The 12,990-nt window shown below is 74.1% G+C and carries 15 protein-coding genes and 1 pseudogene; 3 read left to right on the top strand and 13 right to left on the bottom strand.

Annotated elements, in window-relative coordinates:
- Positions 1-101: 101 nt before the first annotated feature.
- From AB0L74_RS05160 to AB0L74_RS05150, 3 genes are all read left to right on the top strand, one after another.
- Complete coding sequence (locus AB0L74_RS05160) at positions 102-1,595, top strand: phosphatase PAP2 family protein (protein WP_365645725.1); 1,494 nt, start codon at positions 102-104, stop codon at positions 1,593-1,595.
- A gap of 147 nt (positions 1,596-1,742) precedes the next feature.
- Positions 1,743-2,564: a methyltransferase domain-containing protein gene (locus tag AB0L74_RS05155; RefSeq protein WP_365645723.1), complete on the top strand. Its 822-nt coding sequence runs from the start codon at positions 1,743-1,745 to the stop codon at positions 2,562-2,564.
- Positions 2,565-2,606: 42 nt separating this feature from the next.
- Complete coding sequence (locus tag AB0L74_RS05150) at positions 2,607-2,777, top strand: hydrophobic protein (protein ID WP_365645721.1); 171 nt, start codon at positions 2,607-2,609, stop codon at positions 2,775-2,777.
- A gap of 55 nt (positions 2,778-2,832) precedes the next feature.
- Here AB0L74_RS05150 and AB0L74_RS05145 read toward each other — a convergent pair whose 3' ends face one another.
- The 13 genes and pseudogenes from AB0L74_RS05145 to AB0L74_RS05085 all read right to left on the bottom strand — a co-directional run bounded on the left by AB0L74_RS05145 (position 2,833) and on the right by AB0L74_RS05085 (position 12,894).
- Positions 2,833-3,117 (bottom strand): gas vesicle protein K, encoded by a 285-nt coding sequence (locus AB0L74_RS05145; protein WP_365645719.1) that lies wholly within the window; start codon positions 3,115-3,117, stop codon positions 2,833-2,835.
- 1 nt (position 3,118) lies between these two features.
- A complete protein-coding gene (locus AB0L74_RS05140; RefSeq protein ID WP_365645717.1) occupies positions 3,119-3,301 on the bottom strand; it encodes a gas vesicle protein in 183 nt (60 codons plus the stop codon).
- Positions 3,298-4,137 carry a GvpL/GvpF family gas vesicle protein gene (locus tag AB0L74_RS05135; protein ID WP_365645715.1) on the bottom strand — a complete coding sequence of 280 codons (840 nt, stop codon included), beginning with the start codon at positions 4,135-4,137 and terminating at the stop codon, positions 3,298-3,300. Before AB0L74_RS05135 ends, AB0L74_RS05140 begins: the two co-directional genes overlap by 4 nt.
- Positions 4,134-4,460 carry a gas vesicle protein gene (locus AB0L74_RS05130; protein ID WP_164395057.1) on the bottom strand — a complete coding sequence of 109 codons (327 nt, stop codon included), beginning with the start codon at positions 4,458-4,460 and terminating at the stop codon, positions 4,134-4,136. The genes AB0L74_RS05135 and AB0L74_RS05130 overlap by 4 nt, the downstream gene beginning before the upstream one ends.
- Positions 4,457-5,599, bottom strand: a complete 1,143-nt coding sequence (locus AB0L74_RS05125; RefSeq protein ID WP_365645714.1) for an SRPBCC family protein — start codon at positions 5,597-5,599, stop codon at positions 4,457-4,459. Before AB0L74_RS05125 ends, AB0L74_RS05130 begins: the two co-directional genes overlap by 4 nt.
- Complete coding sequence (locus tag AB0L74_RS05120; protein WP_365645712.1) at positions 5,596-6,330, bottom strand: DNA primase; 735 nt, start codon at positions 6,328-6,330, stop codon at positions 5,596-5,598. Before AB0L74_RS05120 ends, AB0L74_RS05125 begins: the two co-directional genes overlap by 4 nt.
- The gene (locus AB0L74_RS05115; protein WP_365645710.1) at positions 6,327-6,590 is read right to left on the bottom strand and encodes a gas vesicle protein GvpG; all 264 of its coding nucleotides are present in this window, start codon (positions 6,588-6,590) and stop codon (positions 6,327-6,329) included. Before AB0L74_RS05115 ends, AB0L74_RS05120 begins: the two co-directional genes overlap by 4 nt.
- A gap of 4 nt (positions 6,591-6,594) precedes the next feature.
- Positions 6,595-7,365, bottom strand: a complete 771-nt coding sequence (locus AB0L74_RS05110; protein WP_365645708.1) for a GvpL/GvpF family gas vesicle protein — start codon at positions 7,363-7,365, stop codon at positions 6,595-6,597.
- A complete protein-coding gene (locus AB0L74_RS05105) occupies positions 7,362-7,787 on the bottom strand; it encodes a gas vesicle structural protein GvpA (protein WP_365645706.1) in 426 nt (141 codons plus the stop codon). The genes AB0L74_RS05110 and AB0L74_RS05105 overlap by 4 nt, the downstream gene beginning before the upstream one ends.
- A gap of 55 nt (positions 7,788-7,842) precedes the next feature.
- Positions 7,843-8,304, bottom strand: coding sequence for a gas vesicle protein (locus tag AB0L74_RS05100; protein WP_365645704.1), 462 nt, complete (start codon positions 8,302-8,304; stop codon positions 7,843-7,845).
- A 115-nt stretch (positions 8,305-8,419) separates the two neighbouring features.
- Entirely contained in the window at positions 8,420-9,355 is a 936-nt protein-coding gene (gene ligD, locus AB0L74_RS05095; protein ID WP_365645702.1) for a non-homologous end-joining DNA ligase, read from the bottom strand.
- 142 nt (positions 9,356-9,497) lie between these two features.
- Positions 9,498-11,345, bottom strand: coding sequence for a transketolase (locus AB0L74_RS05090; protein WP_365645701.1), 1,848 nt, complete (start codon positions 11,343-11,345; stop codon positions 9,498-9,500).
- Positions 11,342-12,894: pseudogene (locus tag AB0L74_RS05085) on the bottom strand (NAD(P)/FAD-dependent oxidoreductase). The gene AB0L74_RS05090 and the pseudogene AB0L74_RS05085 overlap by 4 nt, the downstream one beginning before the upstream one ends.
- Between the last annotated feature and the right edge of the window lie 96 nt (positions 12,895-12,990).

Here is a 12,990-nt window from a genome sequence, read left to right as displayed (position 1 = left end):
GCGGGGCCCATCGCCCGGCAAGCGGTTTTCGCGCGGTGCCGCCCGTGTCGGCGCCACCGCGCGGGCGGCAGGAAACCCGCCCGGCCGGGTAGGCGGGAGGCATGAGCCCCGACGTAGACCTCACCGCCCCGACGCCCGGCCCGCACCCCGTCCGCGACGGCCTCCTGGAGCTGGACCGCCGGCTGTTCGAGGCCGTCGCCGCCCGCCACTGGCCCGGCGCCGACCAACTGCTGCCGCGCCTGAGCCGCAGCGCCAACCACGGCGTGCTGTGGTGCGCGGCCGCCGCCGCGCTGGCCGCCTCCCGCACCCCGAGGGCCCGCCGGGCCGCCACGCGCGGCCTCGCCTCGCTGGGCCTGGCCTCCCTGACCATCAACACCCTCGGCAAGCGCACGGTCCGCCGTCCCCGCCCGGTGCTGGACCCGGTGCCGCTGGTCCGGCGGCTGAAGCGGCAGCCGATCACGACGTCCTTCCCGTCCGGGCACGCCGCGTCGGCCGCCGCGTTCGCCACCGGCGTGGCGCTGGAGTCACCGGCCTGGGGCGCGGCGGTGGCCCCGGTGGCAGCCGCGGTCGCCGTCTCCCGTGTCTACACCGGCGTCCACTTCCCGAGCGATGTGCTGGCCGGCGCGGCCCTCGGCGCGGGCGCCGCGTTCGCCGTACGGGGCCTGGTGCCGACGCGCGCCCAGGTCGTCCCGCCGGCCCGGCCCCGCGCGGACGTGCCCGCGCTGCCCGAGGGCGAGGGCCTGGTCATGGTGGCCAACCGGGGGTCGGGCACGGCGGACCGGGTGCGGGCCCTGTGCGACGCGCTGCCCCGGGCGGAGGTCGTCGAGTGCGAACCGGACGAGGTGGGCGCGGAGCTGGAGAAGGCCGCGGGCCGGGCCCGGGTGCTCGGCGTGTGCGGCGGGGACGGCACCGTGAACGCCGCCGCCCGGGTGGCCCTGCGCCACGGTCTGCCGCTCGCGGTGCTGCCCGGCGGGACGCTCAACCACTTCGCGTACGACCTGGGCGTGGAGGACGTGCGGAACCTGTGCCGGGCGGTGGTCCGGGGCGAGGGCGTGCGCGTGGACGTGGGCCGGTTCTCCTCGGAGACACAGCAGGGGATCTTCCTGAACACCTTCAGTCTCGGGGTGTACCCGGAGCTGGTGCGCGAGCGGGAGCGCTGGTCGCACCGGATCGGCGGCTGGCCGGCCGGGGTGCTGGCGGCCGTGCGGGTGCTGCGCGCCGACCGGCATCCGCTCTACGCCGAGGTGAGGGGCCGTTCCCGGCCCCTGTGGATGCTGTTCGCCGGCAACGGCACCTACCACCGCATGGGTCTGGCTCCGGGCCGCCGGATGGACCTCGCCGACGGGCAGCTCGACGTCCGGGTGGTGCACGGCGGCCGCCGGCCGGCCCTGCGGCTGCTGTCGGCGGCCCTGGCCGGACCGCTCACCCGCTCCCCCGCCCATGCCGCGGTGCAGGTGGGCCGTCTGCACCTGACCGGTGTCGCCGCCGGCACGCTCCTGGCGTACGACGGGGAGATCACCGAGACCCAGGGTGATCTGACGCTGGAGAAGCTTCCCGAGGCGCTCGCCGTCTACCGGCCGCTGCCGGGCAGCTGACCGCCCGCGCCTGACCGGCTCAGTCCATATAGTAAAACGGTAGTCTCACATTCCGGCAGGCACGCGTAGCGTGACGTCCGTCGCCGGGCGCGGATCCGCGGTGTTTCCGCGCACCGGCGCGTCGTGCCGCCGGAGAGGGGATCGGTCATGCCGAAGCCGCGGGAGACCGCCGTCTACACACACGGGCACCATCCGTCGGTGCTGCGCTCGCACACCTGGCGCACCGCGGCCAACTCCGCGCCGTACCTGCTGGACTCGCTCAAGCCCCATATGAAGATCCTCGACGTGGGGTGCGGTCCGGGCACGATCACCGCCGATTTCGCGGCCCTGGTGCCGGACGGGCACGTCACCGGCGTCGACCGGGCGCCGGAGATCCTGGAGCGGGCCCGGGCCACGGCCGCCGGGCGGGGGCTGGCCAACGTCGACTTCGCCGTGGCGGACGCGCACGCCCTGGACTACGCGGACGGCACCTTCTGCGTCGTCCACGCCCACCAGGTGCTCCAGCACGTGGGCGACCCGGTGCGGGCGCTGCGCGAGATGCGGCGGGTGACCAGGCCGGGCGGCTTCGTCGCCGTCCGCGACTCGGACTACGCCGCCATGACCTGGTACCCGGCGTCGGCGGGCATGGACGCCTGGCTGGACCTGTACCGCCGGGTGGCCCGCGCCAACGGCGGCGAACCGGACGCCGGGCGCCGGCTGAAGTCGTGGGCGCTGCGCGCGGGCTTCACCGACATCACGGCGACATCCCACACCTGGACCTTCACCACCCCCGGGGAGCGGCAGTGGTGGAGCGGGCTGTGGGCGGAGCGCACCCTGGAGTCCGCGTACGCCGCTCTGGCCGTCCGGGGCGGCCACGCCACCGCGGCGCGACTGCGGGAAATCGCCACCGCCTGGCGGGAATGGGGGAAACAGTCCGACGGCTGGTTCAGCGTGCTGCACGGAGAAATTCTGTGCAGAAAAGAAGCCTGATCGGCGAATTCCGGGAAACCAGTACGCCAGGAGGTTCACATTATGGTTCCGCTTCTGCTCGTATTGCTTCTCGCGCTCGTTCTGTTCGGTGCCGGATTCGCCGTGAAGGTGCTCTGGTGGATAGCCCTGGCCGTTCTGGTGCTGTGGCTGCTGGGCTTCGTGGCCCGCGGCACGTCCGCGAGCGGCGGCAGGGGGCGCTGGTACAGGTGGTGACATACGAGGAGGCATAGAGGAGGCAGGAAGGCACGGCCCCGCCGCCCCGGGAGGCTCACTCCCGGGGCAGCAGCGGCCCGAGCGGCCCGAGGTCCAGGTTCAGGTCCTCGGGCCGCAGTCCGTAGCGCTCCCGCAGCTCGGCCATGCGGTCCTCGAGCAGCATGAGGGTGAGCCCGATCCGCTCCTCCTGGTCCTCGCTCAGATCTCCCTCGTCGAAACGGCGCAGCGCCTGGCGCTCCATGAGCTGGCGCAGCAGCTCCACCACGGTCAGCACCAGTTTGATCAGATCGCGTTCGACGGTGTCCGGCTGGAACTCGACACGGTTGCGGTGTTCGCTCACCTCACTCCCCCCACGGCGACGGCACATTGGCGTTGACCGAGCTGATCAGCGCGTTCAGGTCGATGCGGACCAGATCGACGTCCGCGATACGCAGTGTGATGTCGCCCGTGAGGACCACCCCGCCGGCCAGGAGCCGGTCGAGCAGGTCCACGAGGGCGATCTCCCGGCGTTCGATGACGGTCACGGCGCCTCCCCCGCGGTGGTGCCCGTGCCCTCCGCGGCGGTGGGACTGCCCCGCTTTCCGGAATCTTCTCGCGGGGGTTCCTCTCCGGCAAAGGAATAGGCCGCCCAGGGGCCGGTGAGTTCCACGCGAATTCCCGGGGCCTCGTCCTTCGTCCGGTCCACCATTTCCACGAATTCCTCGGAGACGTCCCGCCGCACCAAATAGGCGGCGTTGAGTACGTTCCGGCCGGCGGCGCCGGAGAGCGCGGCGTTCTGCGGCGCGTGCAGCCGGGTGTCCTCGGCCCGTGCGGACAGCGTCCGGTGCAGCCGGGTCGCGAATTCCTCGGCCCGCTGCCACATGTCCTCGTGGGCCCGCGACCGCATGCTGCGCTGCCGCAGATAGTCGCGGCCCGACGCGGGCTTCCCGGCCGGCCGCTCCGCCAGGGCGCCTTGCTGGGGGTCGGCCTCGGCGTACACCTTCACGCCCCATTCCACCCGCCCCTCCAGCCGGTCGAGGGTGCGGCGGAAGTAGTCCTCCCGTTCCTCCATCATCACGCGGACGCCGCTGTCGTCCCGGAAGACGGTGGCGAGCCGGAGCGGCAGCGGCGTGGTGACGGCGGTCAGCGCGTCGATGACCTGCTGGTGGGCGCGGGCGGTCGCGGCCAGCCAGTCAAGATCCTCCAGATGGGCCCGCAGCGCCTCCTCGGAGAAGTCCGCCTCGGGCACATGGCTGACCACGGCCACCAGATCGTGGTGGTGCAGCACCCGGGGCGGATCGCCCGCCACCCCCGTCAGCTGGGCCTGCAAGGCCGCGCCGAAGGGGCGGCAGACGGCGTAGACGTACCGCAGTCCGGTCATGGTGACTCCTTCGGTGCGCGGCCCGGCTCCAGTTCCGCCAGGCGGGCGCGCAGCTCGGCGTTCTCCCGGGCGAGTTCCTTGTGCCTGGCGTTCGAGGAGAGCGCCGGGTCGCTCTCCCACCAGTCGATGCCCATCTCCTTGGCCTTGTCGACGGAGGCGACGACGAGCCGCAGTTTGATGGTGAGCAGCTCGATGTCGAGCAGGTTGATCCGGATGTCGCCCGCGATGACGACGCCCTTGTCCAGTACCCGCTCCAGGATGTCGGCGAGGTTGGCGCCCTGCCCCTGGCCGTAGGGTTCGGGCAGTCGGCCGGGAGTCGTCATCGGCGGCTCCCCCGGTCGGCGTACACGTCCTCGTCGCGGTAGGCGCAGGCGTCCTCGCTCTCACCGTCGTCCGCGTCGGCCCCGGTGTCGTCGTACGCGTACACGTCCTCCTCTTCCTCCTCGGGCTCCTCGTACACGTCGCCCTCCTCGGCGTACGGGACCTCCGCTCGCTCGTACCCTTCCTCTTCCCCGTACCGGTCGTGCTCGTCACCGGTCTGCCGGCCGGAAGCCGTCTCCGCCCGGTCCTGCCGGGCTTCCTCGTCTCCGTCCCGGTCCTCCGGTTCCCGGGCCACCGCGTCCTCATGGGTACGGACGTCCTCGCCGTCGCGGATCTCACCGTGCCGGCCGTCCCCCGCCTCACCGTGGAGGGTGACGTGGCGGGCGAAGTTCCTCAGGTCGCGCCGGGCCCGGCGGCCCCGGGCGCGCCAGAGGTCGCCGCTCTTCTCGAGCAGGCCCCGGGGGTGGTACTCGGCGACCAGCAGCACCCGGGTGAGGCTGTCGGCGAGCCGGTGGAAGGAGACGACGCCCTTCGCGGTCCCCGTGGCGCCCTCCGACGTCCAGGAGATCCGGTCGTCGGGGACCCGCTCGGTGATCTTCGCCTGCCGGCCGCGGAGGGACCGGAAGACCCCGAGCCGCCGGCCGGAGGTGGTCTCGTCGGCGCGGTTCGCGCTCTGGGCGCCCGAGGCGGAGGTGCCAAAGTCCTGGTACCGCGTCCACTGGTCGTAGGCGGTGCGCAACGGCACGCCGACGTCGACGTGCTCGACGATCACGGTCGGCGGCCGGCCGGCGCCGCCGCCGAGGTTCTTCAGGGCGCCGGTGACGCCGTCCTTGGCCCGCGAGGCGCCCAGTTCCACCACGGTGCGCACCGGTCCCTTGCCCTCGGCGAGCTTGCGTCCGCCGTCGAGGGCGAGTCTGGCGAAGCCGGGGCTGTTGCCCTCGGCCACCTCGCTGAGCTTGACGGTGGTCTCGCCGAGCTTGCGGCCGACACCCGCCAGCAGGCGCCGCGCCTGGACGGCGAGGTACTCCCGTGCCTCCGCCTTGAGCCGGTCGGCGGCCTCGCTGTGGACCACGTCGGCGAGCGGGCCGTCCTTCGCGGCCGGACGGGCCTCGGAGCCGGCCGGGCCGAGGGTCTGCGTCATCGCTCACCACCTCCCTTCGACTGCGCGGCGCCGCGGGCCGCCCGCCCCGCCGTCTTCTTGGCCGCCCCCGCCTTCTTCGCCGCCGCCTTCTTCACGGGAGCCTTCTTGGCGGTCGTCTTCTTGGCGGCCGTCTTCTTCGCGGGCGCCTTCTTCGCGGTCTTCTTGGCGGGCGCCTCCTTGGCGGCCTTCTTCGCCGGTGCCGTCCCGGCCGCCTCCCGGCCGCCCGGCCCGCCCCGGCCACCGGAACGGCCGGGCGAGGACGGCTGCGCGCGGCCGCGGTCGCCACGGCCCTCGTCGCCGGCGGGCTCCTCGGCGTCCTCGGGACCCTCGTAGCCGTCCTCGTCCTCGTCCTCATCCTCGTAGACGTCGGGGTCGTCGGCGCCGTCACGGCCGGCGCCGGGTGCCCTCTGCGCCCCGCCCGCCAGCTCGTCGCGCATCCGGGCGGTACGGCTGTGCAGGCGGTCGGCGAGCGAGTCGATCCGCCGCTCGATCATGGCGCCCGAGGCCGCCCTGCCCACCCCGCGCAGGTCCTGCCGGAGCTGGTCCCCGATCTCCTTGAACTGCGGGTTGTCCCAAAGTTGCCGGGAGACCAGGTCCGCGACCGCGCGGGGGCTCAGGTTCATCCGCTTGCCGGCCACGAGGGTGCCGACCGCGACGGCGAGTTTCAGTTTTCTCGTGCGCCCCAGAAGGTATCCGGCCCCTACCGCGAGGCCCATTCCCACTCGACTCATGCCGGCGTCCCGTCGCCCGTTCCCGCGCCGCCGCGCGAGGCGATCTCCAGCCGGTCCAGGAGTTCGTCCTCCCGCCGGTCGAACTCCTCCTCACTGATCGCACCGGCCTCCAGCTGCTCCTCCAGACGCCCGAGTTCGGCCCGGATGGCGGCGGGGTCGTAGTAGATCCGCTCGGCCTCCCGGAGCACCTGTCTGATGGCCCAGGCGCTGCCGCGCACCGGGGCGAACGGCAGCAGCAGCGCCTCCGAGATCAGGCCCATGACCTCACGCTCCGGCGTCCGCGCCGCCGGCCGCGGTGGCCGCGGGCTCGGCGGGGCCCGGCTCGACGAAGCTGTAGGGCGGCAGCGGGCCGTTGACCCGCACCTCCAGGTGCGGCAGGTCCTTGCGGGCCTGCTCCACGGCGGCCAGGAAGGTCTCGGCGGAGCCTCGGTCCACCAGGAAGGAGACGTTGGCGAGCCAGCCCGTGGAGTCGGGCCCCGTGCTCACGGCCTCGCAGGCCGGCTCCAGGACGCGCTGCAAGGCGGCGGCGTCCTGGGCCTCCCTGGCCTTGACCGCCGCGGCGACCATCTCGCCGAGCCGGATCTTGTCCTCGTAACTTCCGCCGCCCGCCTTGCGGTTGGCCTCGGCCAGGGCACGGATCTCCGGGCTCTCGGCCATCACGTGGTGCAGGACGGCATCCTCCACGTGGTTGGCCTTGACGTTGTACTCAACCCGGCCGTCCAGCGCCCGCAGACGCTCCCGGTAGTGGTCGGCGCGCTCGGCGAGCACTCCGGTGACGGCCTGGTCGTCGGGGGCGACGCTGCCGAACCGCATGGGCAGCACACAGCCGGCCGCGCCCGTCTCGCTCAGCACGTTCTGGTGGGCCAGCAGATCCTTGCGCTTGGGGCGCAGCCCTTCGGGCGCGTCACTGACGACGGCCGCCAGCTCGCCCTCCTTCAGGATGCGCACGGGGCGCGGCGGTTCGCCGACCCCGCCCATGCCCTCGGGGAGCGAGGGGTGCGTGCTCGCGGTGATGCCGTAGACGTAGGTGCTCACTCCTGCTCCTCCTTCCTGCGGGCGGCCGTGGTCTTGCGGGCGCGCGGGCGTGACTCGCCCTCGCCTTCCTCACGCGCCTGCTTGAAGGCGTCGGAAATGGTCTGGGCGGCGCCGGACAGCGCGCCCTTGGACTTGCCGCGGGCGCCGGACTCGGTGACCTGGCCGACCACGTCGGGCAGGCCCGGGCTCTTGCGCGGCCCGGATTCCAGGTCGAGCCGGTTGCACGCCTCCGCGAAGCGCAGATACGTGTCGACGCTGGCGACGACGACCCTCACGTCGATCTTGAGGATCTCGATACCGACCAGGGACACGCGCACGAACGCGTCGATCACGAGCCCCCTGTCCAGAACAAGTTCGAGCACGTCGTAGAGGCCGGAGCTTCCGCCTCCACCACCGGTCTGCTGTGCCGGTACGACAGTCATGCCGGCTGTTCCTCCTTGGTGTGAGTGGGTGTGGGTGTGCCTCCGGTCGGGCGGCCTAGCCGCCGGACCTGCGCCCGTCGGCCCGTCCCCGCTCGTAGCGGCGGACGCGGCGGTACCCGGTGAGCTGGCCGTCGTGGTCGAGCTCGACCTGGTAGCCGGCCATCAGGCTCATCGTGTCGGGCACCCTCTCGAGTTCGAGGACCTCGACCTCCAGTGCCCAGCCCTCCTCCGTCCGTTCGAAGGACGACACGGACTCGGCGGTCATCCCGGTGAGCTCCGCGAGCTGCTCGCGCGCCTGGCGCAGCACCCGCATGGGGCTCGGCCGGCGGTCCGCCGTGCTGTCCGGCGTGTTGTGCCTTGTGCCGCTGTTGTCGTTGCCGTGGCTATGGCTGTGGTCTTCGGTGTCGTCGACGCCGCTGCTGCCGACGTCCTGTTCGGCCGTCTCGCGACTGTTCTGCGTTTCTTGTGAACTTCGTTGCTCGTGTTGCGAATCGGATGTGTTTTTCGTGTTCGTCATGGCCACCTCCCCCTCCGTGTGGCCGCAAGTTTGTTCGCCAAACCTCCACGGCCCCATGCATCGGCCACCCGATGCCGTCCGCCTGCCCCGCCGGGTGCCCGGCCGCCCGGGCCGTTCAGCCGCGCAGCGCGTTCAGCCGCCGCCGGGCCGGCCCCAGGGCCCGCGGGCGGCTCATGAGCCCGGCCCAGGGGTCGGTGCGCGCCTGTTCGACGGCGTCGGCGACGGTCCAGCGGCGGGCGTGCAGCTCCGGGTCGTCGAGCTGTGTCCAGGCGAAGGGAGTGGCCACGGGGGCTCCGGGCCGCGCGCGGACGGTGAAGGGCGCGACCGCGGTCTGCGCGTAGGCGTTGCGCTGGACGTCCAGGTAGAGCCGTCCGCCGCGGTCCTTCTTGCGGGCGGCGGTGGTGAGCCGGCCGGGGTGCGCGGCGGCCAGGAACTCGGCCACCTCGCGGGCGAACCCCCGCACCTCCTCGACGTCGTGACGGCCGTTCAGCGGCACCACCACGTGCAGGCCGCGCGATCCGGTGGTCATCGGCGCGCAGGGCAGCCGCAGTTCGCCGAGCAGCTCGGCGAGGAGCGAGGCGGCCTCGCGCACGGGCGCGAAGTCGTCGCCGGGAGGGTCGAGGTCGAACACCAGCCGGTCGGGCCGGTCCACCGCGGTGGTCCGGGACAGCCAGCGGTGCAGGGTGAACGCGGCCTGGTCGACGAGGTAGAGGAGGGTGGCCCGGTCGTCGCAGACCGTGTGGCACACGGTGCCGCCCTCCTTGGCCACCTCCGCCCGGGTGATCCACTCCGGGTAGTGGTCCGGGGTGTTCTTCTGCATGAAGCGCGGGCCGTCCGCCCCGTCCGGGTACCGCTCCAGCATCAGCGGGCGGCCCCGCAGGTGCGGCAGCATGAAGGGGGCGACGGCCCGGTAGTAGTCGACGAGGTCGCCCTTGGTGTACTGCGCCGGGTGCCCCGCCCTGCCGTCGCCGGGCAGCAGCGCCTTGCCGGGCCGGTGGATCACGACGGTGCGCCGCCCGGCCCGTACGGTCCGGGAGCCGTCACCGCTCATGGCACCCCTCCCCCGCCCGGCCCGGACGGCGCCGGCCGCTCACGGCACCCGGCGCCGCCGGTTCCACGCCCCGCCGGCCGCTCGTGGCACCCGCCCCGCGCGGCCCGGCCGCCCCCGTCGGCGCGCCCGGCACCGCGACCGCTCACGGCACCACCGCCTGCTCGACCAGCAGGCGGCCGGCCGCCGCGATCGACTCGGCGTCGATGCCCGCGGCGTGCAGCTGCTCGGCCGGGGACGCCGATCCCGGCATCGTCCGGACGGCGAGCCGCACCAGCCGCGGCACGGGCCGCCCGTCGGCGAACGCGCCCAGGACCGCGTCCCCGAGGCCGCCCTCCTCACGGTGGTCCTCCACGGTCACCAGGCAGCCGGTCTCCTCGGCGGCCTGCCGCAGCGTGGCCCGGTCGACGGGCTTGACCGAGTACAGGTCGATCACGCGGACCGGGATGCCCTCGCGGCCGAGCGCGTCGGCCGCGGCCAGCGCCTCGGGGACGGTGACCCCCGCCGCGACGATGGTCATGCGGTCCTGTCCGCAGGAGCGCAGAACCTTGCTCCCGCCGATCGGGAACTCCTCGTCGGGGCCGTAGATCACCTCGCCGCCGCCGCGCGAGGTGCGCAGATAGCGGATGCCGTCCAGGTCCGCCATCGCGGCGACGAGCCGGGCGGTCTGGTTGGCGTCGCACGGGTACAGCACGGTGGAGCCGTGGATCGCCCGCATCATCGCCAGGTCCTCCAGGCCCATCTGGCTGGGCCCGTCCTGCCCGATGGCGACCCCCGCGTGGGAGCCGACGAGGTTGATGCCGGAGCCGCTGACGGCGGCCATGCGCACGAAGTCGTAGGCACGCGTCAGGAACGCCGCGAACGTGGACGCGTACGGCACCCAGCCGCGCGCCGCGATCCCCACGGCGGTGGCGACCATCTGCTGCTCGGCGATGTAGCACTCGACGTAACGGTCGGGGTGCTCCTTGGCGAAGAACTCGGCGCGCGTGGAGTCGCCCACCTCGCCGTCGAGGGCGACGACGTCGTCCCGCGCGGTGCCGAGCGCGGCCAGGGCCTTCCCGTAGGCGTCGCGGGTGGCGACCTTCTCGCCCTTGTCCCAGCGGGGCAGTTCGGCGGAGCGGGAGTCCACCGCGTGCAGGACGCGCGCGGCCGGCGGCTCGTGCACCCGCACGCGCAGGTCCCGGGGACCGCCGAGTTCGGCGATCGCCTCGTCGGCGTCGGGCAGCGGCTTGCCGTGCAGGCCCTCGCGGTCCTCGACGCCCTCGACGCCCTTGCCCTTGAGGGTGCGGGCGAGGATCGCGGTGGGCTGGCCCCGGGTGGACAGGGCTTCGCCGTAGGCGCGGTCGACGGCGTCCACGTCGTGGCCGTCGACCTCGACGGTGTGCCAGCCGAACGCCTGGAAGCGGCGCGCGTAGGCGTCCAGGTCGTGGCCGTGCCGGGTCGGGCCGCGCTGGCCGAGCCGGTTGACGTCGACGATCGCGACGAGGTTGTCGAGGTTCTCGAACCCCGCGGCCTCGGCGGCCTCCCACACCGATCCCTCGGCCAGCTCGCTGTCACCGCACAGCACCCACACCCGGTAGCCGGTGCGGTCCAGCCGCTTGCCGGCCAGGGCGATGCCGACTCCGACCGGCAGGCCCTGCCCGAGCGAGCCGGTCGCCGTCTCGACCCACGGCAGCCGCTGCGGGGTGGGATGGCCCTCCAGGCGGCTGCCCAGCTTGCGGAAGGTGAGCAGTTCCTCGTCGTCGATGGCGCCGGCCGCCTTGTAGGCGGCGTACAGCAGGGGCGAGGCGTGCCCCTTGGACAGCACGAAGCGGTCGTTGCCGGGGTGGGCGGGGCGGGCGAAGTCGTAGCGGAGGTGGTTCGCGAGGAGGACGGCCATCAGGTCCGCGGCCGACATCGACGAGGTCGGATGCCCGGACCCCGCGGCGGCGGACGCGCGCACGCTGTCCACGCGCAACTGCTGGCCGAGTTGGACGAGTTCACCGGTGTTCATGAGTCTCCTTCCGCAGGGGCGTCGGACCGCTTGACGGGGCCGGGTGCGATGTCGGGGCCGGGTGCGATGTCGGGGCCGGGCGCGGGCTGCCCCTCCGGGGGCTCCAGCCGCCCCAGCCGCCTCGGGCGCCCGGGACCGGCTCCCCCGGCGGGTTCCGTCCCGCCGGACGGCGGCGTGCCCGGTTCACCGCCGGGCGGTCCCGGGGCCGGCTCACCGCCGGGCGCTCCCGTGGCGGACGCGGCGCCGTCCCGCCCCGCGCCGGCCGGCGTCCGCGCCAGCTCCGGGGAGGCCGTGTCCAGCGGCACCGACCGGGACCGTACGAGGCCCAACTGCACGGCTGGCGCGGCAGTACGGCGTCCAGCAGCCAGTCCGCGGCGACCCGGACCCGGTTCCCGGGCATCGCCGCGAGGTGGTAGCCGCGGGTGACCGCGCCCGCCGCCGGACCGGACAGGGCGACACCGAGCGGGTTGGCCGCGGCCTTGGCGCCGCCGAGGTCCACGACGAAGCCCGGGTCGCGGTGGCGGTACGGGCGCCGCCCGGCCCCGTGCGGCCCGAGGGACGCCGCGACGTTGCGGGCGCAGACCTTGCCCTGCCGCCAGGCGTGCTGGGCGGTCATCGGCGTGTACCGGCCGGGCTGGCCGAGGTCGGGCACCTCGGCCGCGTCACCGCACGCGGACAGCTCGGGGCGGCCGGGGACCTGGAGGTAGGGGTCGACGAGCAGCCGGCCGCGCTCCATGGGCAGCCCGAGGGACTCCACGAGCGGAACGGGCCGCACACCGACGCACCACACCAGGGCGCGGGTGGGGACGAACTCCCCGTCGGTGAGCAGGACCCCGTCGCGCGTGGCCTCCTTCACGGAGGTGCCCATCCGCACCTCGACGCCCCGCTGCCGCAGGACCCGGTCGGCGGTGGCCGACAGTCTCGCGTCCAGCTCGGGCAGCACGCGGGGCGCGACGTCCAGCAGCATCCAGCGGGGCCGCGGACCGCCGCGCGGCGGATGCCCGCGGACCTGCACGTCGGTGAACATCTGCCCGTGGGCGGCGACCTCGGTGCCGGTGTATCCGGCGCCGACCACCACGAACGTGCACCGGGCGGAGCGCTGCGCGTGATCGCCGCCGGCGGCGGCCGGCTCCACCTGCCGGGTGACGTGGTCGCGCAGGTTCAGCGCCTCCGGCAGTCCGCGGAAGCCGTGCGCGTGCTCGGCGACGCCGGGGATGGGCAGCAGCTTGTTGACGCTGCCGGCGGCGAGCACCAGCCGGTCGTAGCCGAGGCTGCCGCCCCGGCCCTCGGGGTCCGTGCAGTGCACGGTACGGGCGTCGAGGTCGATGCGGCCGGCCTCGCCCAGCACCAGCCGTATGTGCGGCAGCGTGGCCGCGAGGGACACGGTGACCCGGCGCGGTTCGAGTATCCCGGCGGCGACCTGGGGCAGCAGAGGCAGATAGAGGAAGTGGTCGGTGGGGTTGAGCAGGGCGATGTCGGCCTGGTGCCGGGTGAGCCGGACCAGGGTGCGGGCCGTCCGGTACCCGGCGAAGCCGGCACCGACGATCACGATGCGGGGTCGGCTCACGGTCTCGCCTCCGGGCTGTCGCGTACCTCGAACCTTCCGCGTCCCCCTGACCAGGGCGGCCAAACGTCGGCCGGAGTC

The sequence above is a fragment of the Streptomyces sp. NPDC052020 genome (genome assembly GCF_040680575.1).
In the GTDB taxonomy this organism is placed as follows: Bacteria; Actinomycetota; Actinomycetes; order Streptomycetales; family Streptomycetaceae; genus Streptomyces.
Note: the sequence above shows the minus strand (reverse complement) of the source record. Positions and strands in the feature narration are given on the sequence as shown.